We start from the raw sequence: 18,446 nt of genomic DNA on the forward strand, positions 1-18,446 counted from the left end.
GGTCACCCGCTTTTATGTTGATTGTATCGTTCTGTTTTGTACCATTTGACCTCTTGCTTGAATAAACGGTGCTTGATTTCTACGAATAAAGAATAGATCACGAGCACAATCCATGCCTGCGAGTACGTAAAGTACATAAGAAATACGATAAAGAAGTTTTGCCTGTTCATTTCTGTTTTTTCGATGCTTAACGTAATCATGACCTCCGTCATAAATAAGAAAAACGCCAAAATCCAAAGGATCATTGCCAAAAACCCGACCGACAAATGCAAATCATAAAACAGATTGACCACAAATATCGTGTTTGACATGATCACGCCAAAGAAAAACAGGAAATACGTAAAGAAAAAGTAAAACAAGTCAAAGATAATCCGTTTTCGTTTCAGTTTGAAAAACTGCGCCAAAAACTTCAGGACGACATATTGGTTGCCGCGCGCCCATCTCGTCCGCTGGCGCCACCACACCTTCCACGTTTCCGGCTCCTGCTCCCAAGTAATAGCTGCCGGGAAAAAGCGGATGTGATAGCCGAGGTTATACACCCGGATGGTCAGCTCGGTATCTTCAGCCAGCGCTTTATCATCCCAGCCCCCGAGCTTTTCAATAATGCTTCTGCGGATCGCGAAATTGGTTCCGGGAATGGTGGCGATTTTGAACCACTTCCATCTGCCTCCCTGCGCCATCCACTGAAAACAGATCGTTTCAATATTGATAAACTTCGTCAGCAGCGTTTTTGCCGCATTGATGACGCGGAATTTCCCCACCACTGCGCCTGCCTTCTCGTCATTCATCAGACCGAGAACAAGATAATACACGGCCATTTTTTCAGGCGTGTTGTCGGCGTCATATACACAAATGACATCGCCGTTCGATTCAGCAAAACCGGAGTTGAGCGCCGAGGATTTGCCTTTTCCGGCGTTAGGCGGTTTTGTGATCACCATTTTGATAAAATCGTATTTCTCGGAAAATTCATTGACGATATCACCCGTCCCGTCTGAAGAATTATCGTTTACCACAATAATCTCCAGCCGGTCCTTCGGATAATAAAGATTCACCATTGCCTTCAGCGTCTGCCGAATGACAACTTCTTCATTATGGGCCGGGATGAGCACACTGACCTTCGGCAATTCCTTCATATTTTCTCTCCACTTCGGAATGTTCCGCTCGAAGGTCATGTAGTGGCGGAATCCGCCTTGCATGAGAAACATGTGATAGAGAAGCATCACCCATATTAAACTTAGCGAGATAAAGAACAGCGTATTACCCAAGGCTTCTTCTCTCCTTAAACATTCGTTTTTTCAATGTGGCTCTCAAGTAAAACGTATAGCTGACAAACATCACGACAAACAAGAGCACAACGGCGGAGAGAACCCATAACGCCTTTTCCAGCGGGGTTTGCCGATGGTGGTCGAAAAACTCGCCAATGGCACTTACATTGTTTTTTACGTGAACCGTTCCGTCACCGCTTGTATGGATTTCCACTTTGTCCGTTTTGACGGTTTGTTGCGTTTTCTTCAAATCAAGCCATTCACTGTCCGGAATGCGTTCCATCCGGTCAACGAGCTCCGGCAAATATTTCATCCCGAGATACGGATGATAAAACCCTCCGGCCACTCCGCCTTCAAAATCAATCATCTGGGAAATGTGTTCCTCCATATCGCCGAGCGGGTTTTGCTTTGATGTATCGACAAAACCGATTGTTTCCGGATACAGCGTCATCCCATGCAGCATAGCTGGTTTGGTCACAAACGGGGATGCGCCGGAAGTTTTCCATGTTGTATCGCTGAGCTGCACCTGCCCGAAAATGCTTGAGAAATACTGTGAAGCCATTTGATAGCCGTACTCAGACATCGTATAGTGCGGGGCTTCAAATGCCAGCGGATAAAGCCCTGCCGAGGTTAAATCCTCAATGGCGTGCGTCAGCTTTTGCCTTGTATATGTTTCTTCCTTTTCCTGAAACGGCTTCAAATAGCTCTTATAGGCCTGTTCGTTCGGAAAAGCCTGTTCCTTTTCCAAAATGGACGGGGGGTCATCGGCATTTTCCGAAGTGATCGGCTGGTCCGCCTTGGCATCCCAAAATTCGAAGCCCTCTCCTGTTTCACTGTGGCGATAGGCGTGTGTGTAGCCGTGAACAATGATACTGCCGCCCATGCTTTGCAGTTTTTTCAATACCTTGACCATCTTCGGTTTATCAGACAAATACACTTTATCGCCTGTTTCCGGATTCAGATACACCGGAATGACTGACAGGATAAAAGGCACATGTCTCTTGTACAGATATGTACCGGCTTGAAGCAGCAATGTTTCATCAGACATCGGGCTGATATCCTCCAGCCGCAAATATAAAAGCGCGGTTCCGGCCTTCTCTCCAAATGCTGCTCGAAGCTCTTTCGCCACAATCAGATTGTCATTTAACAGATTGGTTAAGCCGATGTACACATTTGATTTATCCGTTTTCCATATAAACGGACTCGTTTTGCCGTCATCAGATGTAAAGGTATACAGCCCCTTTCCTTTCAGGCCTGATACGCTCAGCACGTTAAGCCCGCTCTCTAAGGAGACATCGTTTTTTTCCGTGCTGCTGTGAATCTGATAGACATGTTCTTTTCGGGTTAAGGAAAGACCGGAAAATTGGCTGATTTGTCCGGCGTTATAGCCGATGGCGACGACGGGTTTTTTTACGCCGCTGATAAGAGACACCAGTTTTTTGCTGAGCTTTCTTTTCGTTTGCCCGTAATAGATGACATGTTCTTTGCCTTTCACATCAGATGCTGTAACATCCGAATCTTTTCTGACCGTGACATGAGTTGCAAAATGGCCGGCCAATAAATCGAGCATTTTGACTTGAGGCGACTCTTTGCCGTCCAAGGTTGAATAGATGATGAGAATGCCGTCATCCTTCTCCTTCGCTTGGGCAGAAATAGGAAAAGAAGCAATAGCTGTCAGCATCAGAACGGACACGCAGAGTAGCGTTATTCTTTTAAAGTTCATTCATCATCATCTCGTTTTCCAGTTCTTCTAAAAATTGATCAGCTGTCCTTATATCTCTTCGATAAGGTAAATAACAGACATGGAACGTAAGCGACACATACTTTCCGTTTGTCAGCTGATACGTGTCCAGCTGTTTTTTCAGCTTTGTCAGGACGGCCGGCATATGTTCAGCCGGCGTGTGTGTCAGCACAATGCCGAAGCGCTCATCAGAGGGGCGGAATTTTTTATCCGTTTCCCGGACGCTTGACCTGATTTGCCGGCTGACGAATTGAAAGAGAAGGTCGGTCTCTTTCTCCCCGTACAAAGACTTAAATTCCTTGAAATAATGCATATGAAGCAGCAAAAAGACAAAGGAATTGCCGTAGCGCTCCGCCCGTTTGATTTCCTCTGACAGTTCCAGTTTCATTCTTTGCTTATTATCAAAGCCCGTCACTCTATCGACAGCCACGAAGCTTTTGATTTCAGATTGAAGACGTTTGACTGAATGGCGCAGCTCTGCTGCGATATCATGAATTCTTCCTGATATAAAGGAAAACAGCAAAAGCGCAATTCCCCACACGATAAGCATGCGCAGCCCGTCTTCAGCCGAAAACATCACAGCCTGTCCAGTCTGAAAAAACATCATGAGCGTGCCGAGAACAAAGAGAACGATTAAGGTGACCGCCAGCGCGTAAATCGGACCGAACCAAATGCCGGCCCCGATCACGACAAATGTAATGCAAATGATCAGAAAGCCCTCCGACTGCTCGGCGGACACATAAAAAATAAACAGAGACAGGGCTGCGATGAGCCCTGAAAGATAAGCATATAATTTTTGTGATTCATTGAATGATCGTTTCATTAAAAAGCTTCCTTTCGGCTAACAGCGGCAGCAGATTGTCGAACGAGTGCGTGTCGGAGCCGCTCATGTAACCCCCATAATACGGTTTCGCCGGATCAAGAATTTCAAAGTCATTCATTCTATCATAAATCGCTTTGATGACCGAGCTGTCTTCATGCTGTTTTGTTAAAAATAAAACAGCTAACGCGTATACGGACGGCGACTCATATTGGACGGCAGGCTCCTTCGTATCTGCCACATATCGTCCGTACAGCTTTCCGTTTGCCTGAAATTCCTTTTTGACCCACTCTGCTATCACAGCGGCTTTTTCATCCCCTTCCGGCAAATGCCACGCGGCGTACAGCTGGTCAATGACGTTTACTTCACTGTCATATTTGTACTGCTTCGACTCTGCGCTGTACGTCTTTGGCAGGAAACCATTCTTTAAAGGGGCTAGATAGAGAACATCGGCATTTCGCTGTTCTGTTTCTTCGTCTATGATTCCATATTTTTTCAAAACAGCTAGTGCATCGGGCATGACATACGAAAGCGTCACGTCCTTTGAAGCGGCATGAGAGGCTGAATCGTAAAAGTCTGTAAACATCCCGTTGTACATGTTGTATGTCTTTAAAGCCGTGCCAATATCACGGGCAGTTTTTTCATATTGGCTGCTCCCCCAAAGAGCAGCTGCCTGATCGAGAGACACCATGATTCTCATATCATCAATCAGCGCATTTGTCCCGCTCGCTTGACCGTTTTGTATCTTCCATGTCACCAACTGATGATTCAGAAGAAAAGAATCCCTCAGATGCTGATATTGCTCCTGAAAATGCGAGGCGTCTTGTCTGCTGACCAAAAACTCCATCCACAGGCCAATCATTTCTGATAAATAGGAGGGCTGATCTGAGAAATCCGTTTTGATAAGCCCTTGGTCATTCATAAGATTGTGATAGATGAAATACTCCGCCGGCTGAAGCGGGCGGGTATTCATATCTGCCTCAGACTGATATAGGGTTTTATTCCCAGCTTCAGCACACCCTGCGGAAAGTCCGATAGATAAGCAAAATAAGATAGCAGCGACCAACACATGCCGCACAGGCAAGTCCCCCTTTGTCGTCCGAAGCGAATCAGACGCACCAATATATGATGAAATTATTACTGCCATGTTACAAATTATATTAACTATAAAAGAAAAAAACGAAGATTACTAGCTTTTTTTTCCCTTTTTGAACTTTCAAAAAACAGGACCTAAGTCCAATAAAAAACCTGTGCGAATCGCACAGGTTTCTTTTTATTGATCCAAACCGAGTTTCTTCAGCTGTTCCGCCAGCGCATTGTTAATCGGTTCGTCTTTATTTTGTTTTTTCATATAAGAAGAGACGTCCCGCTTTGTAGCGCGCCCTTTGTCTTTGTTTTTCCGTTTTTCAAATACAGAAAGCTTCTCACGGTGCCCGCAAACACACGCGAAGGTCTGGCCTTCTCCTTGGCCGCGAAGCTCCATTCTTTTATGGCAGTTCGGGCAGCGCGCGTTTGTTTTTCTGGCGATCGTTTTTCTGCTTCCGCATTCCCGGTCTTGGCACACGAGCATGGTGCCGCGCTTGCCGTTGACCTTCAGCATCATTTTGCCGCACTCCGGACATGCCGTTCCCGTGATGTTATCATGTCTGAAGGTTTGGCTGCTGTTTTTGATTTCTGTTACCGTTTGCTTAGCATAAGCCTTCATGTCTTTAATAAAGACAGCGGATTTTAAATTTCCGGCCGCAATGGCGGACAGCTTTTGTTCCCACTCTGCCGTTAAGGCAGGTGATTTCAAATCCTCAGGAACGAGCTGCAGGAGCTGTTTTCCTTTTGAGGTGATAAAAATGTCTTTGTCTTTTTTCTCAATTAAAAAGCTGTTGAACAGTTTTTCGATAATATCGGCACGCGTTGCAACCGTGCCGAGACCGCCTGTTTCGCCAAGCGTTTTGACAAGGCCTTTTTCTTCTCCCTGCATAAAGGCGCTTGGGTTCTCCATAGCTGACAGCAGCGTCCCTTCATTAAAACGGGCCGGCGGTTTGGTTTGGCCGCTTGTTTCAGTTAATGTGCGGACAGTGAGCGAGGCGCCTTTCTGCAGAGCCGGCAGCGTCTGATCTCTGTCGTCCTCCTGCTCGTCATCCTCGTCAGCCATATCATAAACAGCTTTCCAGCCTTGTAACTGTACGGTTTTTCCCTTCGCCGTAAAGGTTTCTCCGCCGATTTCTGCCATGACCTTTGTTTCTTCATATTCGAAAGCCGGCATCAGCACAGCTAAGAAACGTTTGGCAATCAGATCATACAGCTTGCGTTCTTTATCGCTGAGACTGCTGAGAACAAGCGGCTCTTCAGTCGGGATAATCGCATGGTGGTCTGACACCTTAGCATCATTGACGTAGCCTTTGTGCGATTTGATGCCGCGCTTTTTAATTTGAGTGACATATTGGGCATACGGTTTCACTTCCATGCCCTCCAGCCGGTCTTTTAAGGTTGGGACAATGTCACTGGATAAAAACCGTGAGTCTGTCCGCGGATATGTGACAAGCTTGTGCTGCTCATACAGCTTCTGCAGAACTGAGAGCGTTTCTTTGGCGGAAAATCCGAAGCGTTTGTGGGCGTCCCGCTGGAGTTCCGTCAAGTCGTAAAGCGCAGGAGCAAAGCTTTTTTTCGCTGTTTTTTTCAGTTCAGCGACCACCGCCTGTTTTCCATCAAGTTCTTTTAGCAAACGGCTTGTCACGCCTTGATCGAATGTTCTCGTCTGCTTCGATTTTTTGTCCTGCCACGTCAGCGTCATTCCATCGACTGCTGCGCGAATGCCGTAATACGGTACAGGCTTAAAGGCTTGGATGTCCGCTTCGCGCTTGGCAATCATGGCTAGCGTCGGCGTCTGCACACGTCCGCATGAAAGCTGGGCATTGAATTTTGTGGTGAGCGCACGGGTCGCGTTAATGCCGACAATCCAATCCGCTTCTGCTCTGGCAACGGCTGAGTGGTACAGATTTTCATACTCTTTGCCGCTGCGCAGCTTTTGAAAACCTTCCTTGATCGCTTTGTCCGTTACAGATGAAATCCACAGCCGTTTGATCGGTTTGCGGACGTTCGCTTTTTCAATGATCCAGCGTGCGACGAGCTCACCTTCCCGGCCGGCATCAGTGGCGATGACGATCTGATTGACATCTTTGCGGGTAAGCTGCGCTTTCACCGCATTGAACTGCTTTCCGGTTTTTTTGATAACAACAAGCTTTAGCGGTTCGGGGATAATCGGCAGATCCTCAAGCCGCCATGATTGAAATTCTTTTCCGTAGCCTTCCGGATCAGCAAGTGTCACCAAATGGCCTAAAGCCCATGTGACAATATATTGATCTCCTTCGAGATAACCGTTCCCTTTTTTATGGCACTTCAGCACTCGGGCCAAATCGCGGCCGACTGAAGGTTTTTCAGCTAATACAACTGTTTTTGACATGCTTGATCACTTCTCTTTCTTTCACGCTCATCCTTTTATTATAACAGACTTGAACAAGCACTCTCTAACCGCGCCCGTTTTTCGTGTCAATTTCTGAGAAAATGACGTGAGTGACGGTTTGGGCGTAAGGCGTTGTTTTGTTGATGAAAGCTTCTACTGCTTCAAGGCTCTCCGCGTTGATTTTCAGTATATAGCAGGCCGCTCCCGCAATCCGGTAGCAAAATTCAATATTCGGCAGCGTTTGAATGTAGCTTTTGAATCGATCGTAATCCCCGTTTTTGACGGTTGCCTCGACAATACAGGAAACCGGAAGGCCAAGTTTTTTCTGATCAACCTCCAGCGTATATTGCTTAATGATGCCAAACGATTCCAGCTGTCTCACCCGTTCGGTGACCGATGGCGGGGACAGCTTAATTTTCCTTCCTAACTCCCTCATGGACAAACGGCTGTCTTTTTTCAGTTCCGCAATGATATTCAAATCAATTTGGTCAAGTTTCATATCAAAATCCTTCTTTTATTTTTGTTCACATTATCTCGGGAATTTGTGTAAATGACAAGACTGAGGCCCAAGATAGATTTTTTAAATATGAATGTTTTCCGAACATTTTCTGAAACTTGTCATATATGCCCGCCGGATTGTTTATAGTATAGATGAAAACGTGTCCACAAGGAGGGCGATTTATGCTGCAAACGCCGATCGGAAGACTTCGCACGATGGGTTTTATTGAAGGAATGTCACTCTTAATCCTGCTTTTCGTCGCCATGCCGCTCAAATATTGGGCAGGCCTTTCGCTTGCGGTAACAATTGTCGGTTCTGTTCACGGCGGATTGTTTATTTTGTATTTGCTTGTGTTGGCCTATGTGACGTTCTCTGTGAAATGGTCGCTGAAATGGTCAGCCGCCGGTTTCGTCGCCGCATTCGTCCCATTCGGAAACTTTTTGTACGACCGCGGATTAAGAAACTTTAAATAAACGATAAAGCGGCATGATGTGCGCCGCACTGTTAAGAAAACTGCTTGGATCTGCTTCAGGCTGTTTTCTTTTTTAACCCAATCTTCATGTGATAATGATACAGCAGTTAAAGGAGATGGAATGATGACGAAGAGGATTCCCTACGACCAAATAGCACCTGATGGGTTACATATCATGATGAATATGGAGGCATACACGAAAACATCCGGCATTAACCGGACAACAAGAGAGCTAATGAAAATAAGAGCATCACAATTGAACGGCTGCGCCTACTGCATTAACATTCATACGAAAGATGCCCGAAAAATGGGAGAAACCGAACAGCGCATTTACGGATTAAACGCTTGGGAAGAGTGCAGTTTTTATACACCTGAAGAAAAAGCAGCATTATTGCTGACGGAGCATGTCACTTTTATTTCTAACAAGCGTATGCCTGATGATGTTTATCAAGAGGTGCGTAAATTTTATAATGAAAAAGAATATGTTGATCTCATCCTCATCATTAATCAGATTAACAGCTGGAACCGACTCGCCATCTCTATGGGCAACATCGCCGAATAAATAAAAAGCTGACCTTTTACCAGGTCAGCTTTTCGCTATCAAAACCATTTTGTCAGCCACGCGATATAATATGCGCCAGGGATAAACATAAGCTGGGCAAGAAGTGTGCCCGCCACCCTTGACGTCACCATTGTCACAGAGGTCCATTTCAAATAAATATAGCTTCGTTTTCCTTTTGCCACATCATCGGCAAGAACAGACACTTTCGGGTCAACAAAAATGGCCAGCAGCATCGTCGCAATCCCGTTGATTAAGCCTGATGCCATAACCGCCGTCGTGCTCCGCTCGGGTGCAAGCAGCCCTGCGTACAATGCGGAGAGCACGCCAATTGTATAAATGGACGTAATCAGCATGTTGATGACAAACAGCCGTTTTGGAATCAAGCGCATGTGAAATCCCTTCAAATACGAAGCAGACGGCAGACGCAAATAGGAGCAGGCATTTTTAAATCCATTCTTAGAAAATCCTTTCCGAAAAACTTGTAAAACGGAGCCGCCCCCGCCCGCCAAGTGGATGATCGCACGTGAAAACAGGGCGACAAACGACGGGAGCAGGATAATGCCCACAATAGTCCCAACCGTCGAGCCAAAGATCAGGAACCGGAACTGCTCGCCTACGAGTGTCAGCGCGTTTTTTCCGGCATCGTCAATTAAGCGCCCCGTGAAGGGCTGCTGCACCATGTTCGACATCCTTGACACGATTACCATGACATTAAACAAGGAAAGCGCGGATGCGATAAACCCTACCCGGGCCCCTGAAAGCCTTGTGGCATAGGCAAGGGTCTCTATTGAGTGAATCAATAACAAAAAACAGAAAATAAAAACGACTTGTGTTGTAATGACATGCACGGTATTCTTTCCTCCAGTTTCATCCTAGTGATAAGACTGAAGGAAACAACGAGAAGTTTCATGTGTGATTTGTTTTTTTCACAATAAAAAACCGCCGGCTTACGCCGAGCGGTTTGTCTTATTCTTTTCTATACGCAAATAAAGATTATATTATCCGCCGATTCGGGCGGGTTCGATTCATGTAGCATTGTTCCGAAGAATCATTCTGGAAAGTAAACACCATGGAAATTTCTTGAACACAAGACAACGAAAGCCCTACCTCTCAATCGTCACTGCGGCTCCGAAGCCGCGCCGGTGTGAATTGTAAAACAAAAAAGTCTTTTTTCCATCTCATCGTTAGGGGCGATTTGTTATGAAGGAAAAGAATAAGGGCAGCTGGTTTGCTGCTTGTGAAGCGGTAAAAGCTTCTCTCTCAAAACAGAAAAAAGAAGTTTACTTTCTTTTTTATTTGCTTATTTTTCTTGCTTAGCTATTCATGATAACATATCGCCCCTGCAAATACAAACTTTTATTATAATTCGAGTGAGACTGGTGTTTTCTCTCCCGCATTCATTAGCCTGATATCTTCCGGTTCGATTTCAAGAATCACTAGGTTCGGGTCATCCTTGCCGTCGAACCAGCGCTCCAATTTAGAGCTCCAGATTTTGTCTTTCAATTCTGATGAATTGTTTATTTTTGCTTTTCCTGTGACTTCGACATACGCATCGCCAAAGCCTTCACAATCATAACCTAATAAAATGTGCACATTAGGGTTATTCTCAATTTCTTCAGCTTTATGAGTTTCTTTGCTTGTCGGTGTATAAATCGTCAGCCCGTCATGGAAGAAAGTCATGTAGCGGGAATGGGGTTTGCCCTTTTGAACCGTTGCGAGCGAACCTACTTTATGGTGATCTAGAACATCAAGCACTTTTTGTTTAATATCTTGCTGATTCATCTCGAATCACTCCTTTTTAACGTCTCCGCTGTTACTTTTCCACATCCGGGAACGATTTAAACAAGAAAATGCGCTCTTTATTTTTCTGCTTCCCATTCACGCTTTAACAGACTGTAATAGACGAGGTCGTGGAACTTGCCTTTAATGAATATGCCTTCCCTTGCTGTTCTTTCCTCTTGAAAGCCGAGGCGCTCCGGGGTCGCTCTGCTTTTGTGATTTCCGACAGCCGCGCAGATGGCAACCCGATTCAATTCCAGGTCCTGAAAAGCATATGTGATGAGTGCCCGGCAGGCGGCAGTGATAATGCCTTTTCCTTCGTATTCCCCGTCAATCCAATAGCCAATTTCCGCTTTTTTATTCACTTGGTCAAGGTTATGCAGGCCAATCATGCCGCACAAGCTGCCGTCATACAGAATCCCCGCTTCGATTCCGTTCAGGTCAGCATACTGACGCCGCCAATCCGGAATGAGGGTTTCCCTGTACGTTTCGGCATCACTTGGATTTTCAGCCCAGAATAGCCATTGGCTGATTCGCTGTTGGTTCTCATGAATGATCGCTGCCAGCCGATCCGCATCCTTTGGCTCCAATAACCGGATGGTAATGTGCTCGTTTACACTGCAGGTGAACATCTCCTTCGCCCTCTTTCCTTTTTTACCCATTATAACGGTGTTTCCGTTTTTTTCAATATAAAAAAAGGATGGGCTTTTTAAGCCTCATCCTTAAATTCTAGGATCGGTAAAGATATCGTGTTTGTCTGTGCTAGTTGAAGACATTTCCGTTACGACTGCGCCTTCCTCCCCGGCCTGGAACCAATGCTTCGTGTTCGGCGGAATTGTATATTGCCCGCCGGGTTCAAGCTCGATCTCATGCCAGACTGTATAGTATTCTCTATCCTCTTGAGGAGGAAGAACCTTTGGAAGCTGCGTTTTTTCTCCTTCAACATAAAGATACACTTTTCCGTAGCGGCAGCGGAAGGTCTCCTGCTTGCCTTCCTGCCCGTCAACCGGCGGATGGCGATGCTCCGGGCAAGTCTGTCCCGGAAACAGCACCAGTTCCTTTGAACAATAACGGTCTGTATTCACATAGACAAAGAGCTGGAGCCCGGATTTTCGTTCTTTTCCCAAGCCGTAGTCCATGAGCTGAATTTGTTCTACTTCATCATCCGTTAAGACAATACCGGCTTTTTGATAGTAGCTGTTTACTTCTTCTTTCGTGATGCTCATTTCCTCACTCCCTCTTACGTCGTCACAAAGTCTCCGCCATTTACATGCAGCGTTTGTCCTGTCATATAGGATGATTCATCTGATGCCAGCAGCACATAGCAGCCGACATGCTCAACAGGCTGACCCGGACGGCCCATCGGCGTATTTTGCCCAAATTGAGCGACTGTATCTTCTGAGAATGTAGACGGAATTAACGGTGTCCAGATTGGTCCCGGCGCTACCGCATTTACACGGATGCCGTCTTTGACAAGTGCCTGCGCCATTGTTCTTGTAAAGGCATTGATCGCGCCTTTCGTTGCCGTATAATCAATCAGCGTCGGATTACCGCGATAAGGGTTAATGGAAGTCGTATTGATGATCGCGCTGCCTGGTTTCATATAATCAATTGCTTTTTTAGTCAAATAAAATTGTGAATAAAAGTTTGTTTTGAATGTGCGGTGAAGCTGTTCGCTTGAAATATCTTTGATGCTTTCCTTCGGATGCTGCTCACCGGCATTGTTCACAAGGATATCCAGACGGCCGAGTTCATTGACTGTTTTTTCAACCGCTTCATTACAGAACTCCTCTTCGCCCACATCTCCGGAGATTAAGAGACATTTCACGCCCTCTTGTTCCACGCGTTTTTTGGTATCTTCAGCATCTCCGTGCTCATCCTTATATACAATGGCGATGTCAGCGCCTTCCTTTGCGTAAGCGACAGATACCGCACGTCCGATTCCGCTGTCACCGCCTGTAATGAGTGCGACTTTTCCTTTTAATTTATCCGCACCTTTATAATGCTCGTATTCATATACCGGACTTGGATTCATTTCGCTTTCGATTCCCGGCTGGCGATTTTGGGTTTGTGCCGGCAGTTCTTTCGGATAGTTTGCCATGATGATTCTCCTCCTTTGTTTTTCATGTCTATTTGTTGTGTACCTCGTGCATACTCTGGGTAAACATGGATGAGCACCTTCGGAATGCTTTATCAGAAAAATGTTTCACATGAAACGCAAGGAGGAAAATGATGTGAAAAGGAGGTTGCTGAATGATTAACATGCTTTCTAAAAAATTCAGCAGACCGAAGGGGATGTTCGGCATACTTGCCGGATACATCATGGCTGCTGAAAATAAAACACTGAATCAGTGGACAATAGATCAGCTTGGCTTAACACGCGGAGACCGCATTCTAGAAGTCGGTTTTGGACCGGGATACTGCATGAAGCAGATGCTGAAACGCGAAAAGAGTGTGCATATCCATGGGATTGATGTATCAGAGGCTATGCTGAAGCTGGCTGCACACAGATTAAAAACAGACCGTGTTCGCCTGATACAGGGCAGCATTGAAACGTTCCCCCTCCCTGCCGCGTATTACGATAAAGTCATTTCCGTTAACAACTACACGATTTGGAAAGACCAGCAAGAAGGCATCAAACAGATTTTTCAAGCATTAAAACCTGGCGGCAAAGCAGCCATTACGATGCAGCCCCGGGAAGCAGATGCCGGTCCCGAGAAAACTGAATCGTTCGGTAAACAGATGCTCGCTGACCTGAAAGCGGCAGGCTTCAAAGACATTGATATCCAATATAAAGACATTAAACCTGAGCTTTCAGTCTGTGCAACCGCAAAAAAGCCCGTCACATAAATGACGGGCTTTTTCTTTTATGAATGTACGGCTTGCTTGCGCAAGACGTCTTTTTTCACTTTGCCGAGATTATTTTTCGGAAGTTCCTTTACGAATTCGATTTCAGGAATTTTGTATGCGGACAAGCGTTCTTTACAAAATGCAATGACATCCGCTTCTGTTATTTCCTGAGTGCTGTTAGTGACGATAAAGGCTTTTGGTTTTTCTCCGTACAGCTGATCCGGTATCCCGACCACTGCTGTTTCAAGGATGCCCGGGATCTGCTGGATGACTTCTTCAACCTGATCAGGATAGACATTGTCGCCTCCGTAAATAATGACATCCTTGTAGCGTCCGGTGATGAAGATAAAGCCGTCCTCATCCACGTAGCCTGAATCTCCGGTTCTGAACCAGCCGTTTTGCAGCACTTTTGCTGTCGCTTCAGGGTTTTCCTCATAGCCTTTAAATAAGAATGGGCTGTGCACCACGATTTCTCCGATTTCACCTTGCGGCAGCTCTTCTCTCGTCTCAGGATCTTCTACCTTGACTTGAACATCAGCAACGGGTTTACCGGCAGAGGCCGCTTTATCCATTCCCATTTCAGGAACCCATGTGCTGATTCCCCAAGCTTCTGTGCTTCCATAACCGTGAGCGAGCTGGATGCCGATATCAAGATACCGCTGAATCAGGCTGCTAGGCACTTTTGTTCCGCCTGTCATCAAAATGATGAGCGAGGACAGATCGGTTTGATGTTCTTCCCACGCCTCAAGCAAATATGTGTAAAACACAGGAAGGGCCATAATCGTTTGAATTTTTTCTTCTTCAATGACCTTCAGCATACGAACGGGATCTTGATCCTTTGTAAAAATAAACGTGGTTCCCGCAAACGTTCCAAGCATGATACAAATAAGCGCGCTTGTATGATAAATCGGGTGGCACGCAAGAAAACGCAGATTTTTCATTCGTGCGCTTGAGCTATTTGACTTTGATACGTAATTATATATACCGCCATGGGTGATCATGCATCTTTTCGGGTTTCCTGTTGTCCCTGACGTAAACATCAGAAGCGCTGTATCATCCGGAGAAACCGTTTCTGCTTTTGGTAAATGATCAGGTCCTGCAAAAAGCGCTTCAAACACTGGAGACGTCTCATACGCTGTTCCTGTTTCCATGATCAAACGCACAGAAGACAGCTCAGGCAGCACTTCATCCATTATCTCTTTAAATTCCGTTCCGTAAAACAATGCTTTCGGTTCACTTGCTTTTAAAATGCCTGTCATCTCGTATGGTTTCAGCTGCCAGCTGACGGGCACTACAACGGCCCCGATTTCAAGTGCGGCAAACATAATGGTTGATGCGGGGTGGCCATTTTTGCAAAGTAAAGCCACACGGTCGCCTTTTTGAATTCCTTTTTGAAGCAGAGCATTCGCCAGCTGATTGATCCGTTTGTGATATGCTGCATATGTCAGTGTGTGGGCTCCGCTTTTTACAGCTTCTATTTCTTCGCTATCCGGCATGTCATGCAGAATCAGATGCTGTAATGTTTCCATATTGTCATCTCCTATATTCTCTTGAATCTTCAATAATTTGTTAGATTATCTTCCTTACCTCACCCATTTTAACCCAAAAAAGATAACTTGTAAAACTATTTCATTTTGGAATTATTCCATTACAGAATGATAAAATAGTCCCGCATTTTTTTATTTTGTGCTGCATCCATACAAAAACACACGCCTTTTTTTGGCGTGTGAAATAGGTGATTACGGGATGTTTTTTTCTTTCATCCATGTGAAAAAGATGCGGTTTAAACGCTGATACAGTTCTCGTTCCCCTTCCTCCTGAAAGCCCGCCATGCTTTCTCCGCTTTCAATAATGGCAGAGCTGATCGCACTCAAAATCTCTGAGCCTTCAGCTGATAATGTGGCCGGTGCCATCATGACGAGAATTCTTGTCATATCGAGGGTATTTCCGTCCATGCCATTAACTTCAAAAGATGTGCTGAGGTCATACATTTTGAAAAAAGGCAGGACGATATGATCATTTTTGAGATGATAAAGCGCCATGTTTGTACCCGGTATGCCCAATCCCCCTTGTTTTTCGCGTTCTGCAAGGCAATCCGCCGCTTTTTTCGGATCTCGGATGAGGCCATCCTCTTTCAGCTGTTGAAAAAGCTCAAACAGCAGCATGCCGTGATCCGGCTTTGTTTTCATTTCAGTGAGTGAAAAATGGCGCAAGACGTCTTGAATCACCGCCATGTATCGTCCCACGCTTTCCGCCGCTGCCAGCATGTCAGGGATGTCGGCTTGCCGCGTTTCTTCCTTCGGGCTTCTTTTTTTCTCAAGAATGAGCGGGATTTTCCGCTTGATATACTGCTTCACCTGGTTTGCGTCTTCCTCATTTAAAAGCGGGCTGACCATAATATAGTCGATGTTTTGATAAGGGATCGGCACAGTGGACACAATCATATCATAGGCATGAGTGTCGCGGTCCTTCAGCTCGATCAGTGATGACATATCAAACGATTCAATTTCAGGCAGCTCTTTCTTCAATCTCGAAGCAAGCATTTTCGAAGAACCGATTCCGCTTGAGCAGACAACAAGCGCTTTCACTTTTGCTTCTTCTTTTTTGATTTCAAGCGCTGAACCGAAGTGAAGAACGATAAAGGCGATTTCATCATCAGAAAAGGACATGTCCGGGAAAAATTTTTCCACGCCCTCTTCTATCGCCATATACAGCAGAAAATAATCGCGCTTGATCTGTTCCTTCATTGGATTATAGATGTCGATGTTTTCTTTCATGCGGCTGATGGCCGGCTCCAAATGGGCAATCAAACCTTCATATAAAGAGTAGTTTTTCGTCAGATCCATTCTGATTTTTTCTGAAATAAAAGCGATCAGCCGTTTTGTTTGCAAGGCTGTTTCAAGCTCTATTTCCTGCGCTCTGTATTCTGTTTTGTATTTGCGGTTGGCGCTTCGCAGATGGATCGTAATATAGCCGACCTCCGCTTCCGGGATCGTTACGCCGAAAGCACGTTCAAGCTCGCCCGCGATTTCCAGAGCGGAGCTGTATTCTTTTGCACTCTTGAGTTCATCAAGCTCGCTCTCTTCCATGCTGATCGTCTCGCCAAGTTTAATGCGTTCGATCGCAAACGTCAGATGAACGACAAGCGCTATATAGGAGCTGTCAGATAGAGAAAATGCGATTTTTTCTTTCAGCTGGAATAAAATCCGCTCCATTTTTAACAGCTCGCCTTTGCTGACAACCCCGAACATCTTCTCGGAGGAATCGGCTTTTCCTTTAATGTTTAATTCAACCGCTTCCAAAAACATTTGGATATCGAGGCGGTTCACAATCAGATTGCCGACAATTTTTCGTTTCGCGTTCTCTGGCCCCATGAGCTGGATGCCAAAGCCTCTTTTTCGGATCAGTGTTAACCCGAACGGAGAAATCCATTTCTCCAGCTCATCTAAATCGTAGCTGACCGTAGCATTGGTGACCTGCAGATCATGAGCGAGCGTGTACAGCTTCACCGGTTCTTGGGACTCTAATAGCGAACAGAGAATCAGCAGTTTTCGTTCGTCGGCGCTGTATTCATGCTGTTCATGTGACAGCTCGGTGAGCAGCTTTTGTTTATCTTCGGGACTTCCTACCGCCTTCAAGCCTTTGCCGGGCTGTTTATCGAGCTTGAGCCCCACAGTCTCCATCAGCGGCTTGATTGATTTCAGCTCCCTGTGAATGGTTCTGGTGCTCACTTCCATCAGCTCAGCCAGCTCCGTTACGGTTACATATCGGTTCAGTAGTAATAAATGCTTTAAAAGCTTTTGTTCTCTTGCAGTCATATACATAAAAAGGCCTCCAGACATTCGTGATGTGCGGATGAAGTCGCATGGAGATATAGGAAGAGGAAAAAAAGAGGGTTTCTATATTAATATAAAACGCTTTCAAACAGGATTCAATCACTTATAAATGGGAATTTGGCACTAAGCGGTGTGACAATATTGAAAAAGCATCAGCCGTTATGCTGATGCTTTTTCTTTATGGTATATCGTGGCCTTGTACGGCTGTATAAATACGGAACCACTGATCCTGATCAAGCTTATACGCCAAGGCGTTTACCGCGGCGGAAATACGCTCGCGTTTTCCGCTTCCGACAATCGGCATGATGCCGGCCGGATGCGTGAACAGCCATGCGTACATCACCTCGTCCAATGAGGCAGCACCGATTTCAGCCTGAACAGTTTCAAGCGCCGTGCGAATGCGCCGATCTTTTTCCGTGTTTCCGGCGAATACTTTACCGCCTGCAAGCGGCGACCAGGCCATCGGAGAAATCCGTTTTTCCTGACACAGGTTCAATGTGCCGTCCTGAATATTTTCTAATTCATATGCGGAAAGCTCAATCTGATTGGTGACAAGCTTTTCAGGCAGATACGATTCCAGCATCCGATATTGATGGCCTTTAAAGTTCGACACACCGAAATATCTGACCTTCCCGGAGCTTTTCAGCGCATGAAACGCCTCAGCCACTCCTTCCGGGTCCATGAGCGGGTCCGGTCTGTGAATCAGCAGCACATCGATATAATCCGTTCTGAGATTCAAAAGCGACTGTTCAACAGACGCGAGAATGTGTGTTTTGCTTGTATTATAATGGTGCGATCTGTGAGCAGGGCGTTCAGGTGATTCAAGAACGATGCCGCATTTTGTGACCAGCTCTATGTTTTCCCTTAATCCGGGTGAAAGAGCAAGAGCATTTCCAAACCCTTTTTCGCACGTGTAGCCCCCGTAAATATCCGCATGATCAAAGGTGGTAATGCCTTGATCGACACACCACTCAATGAGACTGAGCAGCTCAGCGTCTGAATAGTTCCATTCATTCAGACGCCAAAGCCCGTGTATCACCCTTGAAAATTGAAGATCCTCCGCCAAATGAATACGCTGCATGCAAAATCCCTCTTTTCTTTATAAACCGGGTTTTTGCCCCTTACTAGATCATTCGGCTTCAGACGCCCTTATTCCTTTCACTCC

17 protein-coding genes are annotated in these 18,446 nt (G+C 45.8%); 3 read left to right on the forward strand and 14 right to left on the reverse strand.

What is annotated here, in order from left to right:
* Positions 1–2: 2 nt before the first annotated feature.
* The 6 genes from KXD37_RS21615 to lrpC all read right to left on the reverse strand — a co-directional run bounded on the left by KXD37_RS21615 (position 3) and on the right by lrpC (position 7,782).
* Complete coding sequence (locus KXD37_RS21615; RefSeq protein ID WP_106020972.1) at positions 3–1,265, reverse strand: glycosyltransferase family 2 protein; 1,263 nt, start codon at positions 1,263–1,265, stop codon at positions 3–5.
* A complete protein-coding gene (locus KXD37_RS21620) occupies positions 1,258–2,988 on the reverse strand; it encodes a DUF2334 domain-containing protein (RefSeq protein WP_188323534.1) in 1,731 nt (576 codons plus the stop codon). The genes KXD37_RS21615 and KXD37_RS21620 overlap by 8 nt, the downstream gene beginning before the upstream one ends.
* On the reverse strand, positions 2,978–3,829 hold the full coding sequence (locus KXD37_RS21625) for a diguanylate cyclase domain-containing protein (protein WP_103671944.1): 852 nt from the start codon (positions 3,827–3,829) through the stop codon (positions 2,978–2,980). Before KXD37_RS21625 ends, KXD37_RS21620 begins: the two co-directional genes overlap by 11 nt.
* A complete protein-coding gene (locus tag KXD37_RS21630; protein WP_263463732.1) occupies positions 3,810–4,904 on the reverse strand; it encodes a lipoprotein YdaJ in 1,095 nt (364 codons plus the stop codon). The genes KXD37_RS21625 and KXD37_RS21630 overlap by 20 nt, the downstream gene beginning before the upstream one ends.
* Before the next feature lie 195 nt (positions 4,905–5,099).
* A complete protein-coding gene (locus tag KXD37_RS21635; protein ID WP_263463733.1) occupies positions 5,100–7,283 on the reverse strand; it encodes a DNA topoisomerase III in 2,184 nt (727 codons plus the stop codon).
* Positions 7,284–7,347: 64 nt separating this feature from the next.
* Positions 7,348–7,782, reverse strand: coding sequence for a transcriptional regulator LrpC (gene lrpC, locus KXD37_RS21640; RefSeq protein ID WP_010333071.1), 435 nt, complete (start codon positions 7,780–7,782; stop codon positions 7,348–7,350).
* A gap of 182 nt (positions 7,783–7,964) precedes the next feature.
* Between lrpC and KXD37_RS21645 the strand changes: the two genes are divergently transcribed.
* Positions 7,965–8,255 carry a DUF3817 domain-containing protein gene (locus tag KXD37_RS21645; RefSeq protein ID WP_010333070.1) on the forward strand — a complete coding sequence of 97 codons (291 nt, stop codon included), beginning with the start codon at positions 7,965–7,967 and terminating at the stop codon, positions 8,253–8,255.
* A 123-nt stretch (positions 8,256–8,378) separates the two neighbouring features.
* A complete protein-coding gene (locus tag KXD37_RS21650; protein WP_127695954.1) occupies positions 8,379–8,816 on the forward strand; it encodes a carboxymuconolactone decarboxylase family protein in 438 nt (145 codons plus the stop codon).
* Positions 8,817–8,854: 38 nt separating this feature from the next.
* Here the strand turns inward: KXD37_RS21650 and amj are convergent, their stop codons facing one another.
* The 5 genes from amj to KXD37_RS21675 all read right to left on the reverse strand — a co-directional run bounded on the left by amj (position 8,855) and on the right by KXD37_RS21675 (position 12,696).
* A complete protein-coding gene (amj, locus tag KXD37_RS21655; protein ID WP_127695956.1) occupies positions 8,855–9,664 on the reverse strand; it encodes a lipid II flippase Amj in 810 nt (269 codons plus the stop codon).
* 511 nt (positions 9,665–10,175) lie between these two features.
* Complete coding sequence (locus KXD37_RS21660) at positions 10,176–10,598, reverse strand: pyridoxamine 5'-phosphate oxidase family protein (protein ID WP_024120258.1); 423 nt, start codon at positions 10,596–10,598, stop codon at positions 10,176–10,178.
* Between the two features lie 77 nt (positions 10,599–10,675).
* Positions 10,676–11,227: a GNAT family N-acetyltransferase gene (locus KXD37_RS21665; RefSeq protein ID WP_263463734.1), complete on the reverse strand. Its 552-nt coding sequence runs from the start codon at positions 11,225–11,227 to the stop codon at positions 10,676–10,678.
* A gap of 90 nt (positions 11,228–11,317) precedes the next feature.
* Positions 11,318–11,821: a D-lyxose ketol-isomerase gene (lyxE, locus tag KXD37_RS21670; protein WP_024120256.1), complete on the reverse strand. Its 504-nt coding sequence runs from the start codon at positions 11,819–11,821 to the stop codon at positions 11,318–11,320.
* 14 nt (positions 11,822–11,835) lie between these two features.
* Positions 11,836–12,696 carry an SDR family oxidoreductase gene (locus KXD37_RS21675; protein WP_106022297.1) on the reverse strand — a complete coding sequence of 287 codons (861 nt, stop codon included), beginning with the start codon at positions 12,694–12,696 and terminating at the stop codon, positions 11,836–11,838.
* Positions 12,697–12,848: 152 nt separating this feature from the next.
* Here KXD37_RS21675 and KXD37_RS21680 point away from each other — a divergent pair, with 152 nt between their 5' ends.
* Entirely contained in the window at positions 12,849–13,445 is a 597-nt protein-coding gene (locus tag KXD37_RS21680; RefSeq protein WP_024120254.1) for a class I SAM-dependent methyltransferase, read from the forward strand.
* A gap of 17 nt (positions 13,446–13,462) precedes the next feature.
* Here the strand turns inward: KXD37_RS21680 and KXD37_RS21685 are convergent, their stop codons facing one another.
* The 3 genes from KXD37_RS21685 to KXD37_RS21695 all read right to left on the reverse strand — a co-directional run bounded on the left by KXD37_RS21685 (position 13,463) and on the right by KXD37_RS21695 (position 18,362).
* Entirely contained in the window at positions 13,463–14,974 is a 1,512-nt protein-coding gene (locus KXD37_RS21685) for a class I adenylate-forming enzyme family protein (RefSeq protein WP_106020986.1), read from the reverse strand.
* 210 nt (positions 14,975–15,184) lie between these two features.
* Positions 15,185–17,269 (reverse strand): BglG family transcription antiterminator, encoded by a 2,085-nt coding sequence (locus KXD37_RS21690; protein ID WP_106020988.1) that lies wholly within the window; start codon positions 17,267–17,269, stop codon positions 15,185–15,187.
* 190 nt (positions 17,270–17,459) lie between these two features.
* On the reverse strand, positions 17,460–18,362 hold the full coding sequence (locus tag KXD37_RS21695) for an aldo/keto reductase family oxidoreductase (RefSeq protein WP_095714100.1): 903 nt from the start codon (positions 18,360–18,362) through the stop codon (positions 17,460–17,462).
* Positions 18,363–18,446 lie beyond the last annotated feature (84 nt).

The organism is Bacillus sp. XT-2 (genome assembly GCF_025696525.1).
Lineage (GTDB): Bacteria > Bacillota > Bacilli > Bacillales > Bacillaceae > Bacillus > Bacillus halotolerans.